Origin of the sequence: Pseudonocardia sp. EV170527-09, from assembly GCF_008369905.1 — a bacterium.
Lineage (GTDB): Bacteria > Actinomycetota > Actinomycetes > Mycobacteriales > Pseudonocardiaceae > Pseudonocardia.
Genome location: NZ_VRMC01000385.1, coordinates 1 through 325, shown reverse-complemented (window position 1 = coordinate 325; position 325 = coordinate 1). Strand labels below are relative to the sequence as shown.

The 325-nt window shown below is 63.7% G+C and carries 1 pseudogene; it reads right to left on the bottom strand.

Annotated elements, in window-relative coordinates:
• Positions 1-9: 9 nt before the first annotated feature.
• Positions 10-325, bottom strand: a pseudogene (locus tag FVA95_RS29570) (hypothetical protein); the annotation flags it as partial.

Sequence of the window (325 nt, the reverse complement as noted above, 5' to 3'; positions counted from 1 at the left end):
CAGGGAGATTCACCAATCCGTTTCCTTCTGCGAATTCGCCACGTTCCGTGCAGTCGCGTAGTTGGCCCAGGTCGTTCCCGCGAGCGCAGCGTGGCGTTGAGTGACTTGGTCGCTGTATCCGAGCATTTCGGCGACCAGGGGAGCGGGGATCTCGGAGACAAGTTGTTGCAGCGCAGTATTGCGTGATCCGAGCAGGTTGACGCCTAGCGCCCGCAGGCGTTGCATGATGGCCTGCGGGTCAATATGCCGTCCGGGTCGGCTGCTGGGGAACAGCCAGGGCGTGCCGATCGCTCCACCGGCCGTTCGGAGGTTCGGCCGGTTGTGG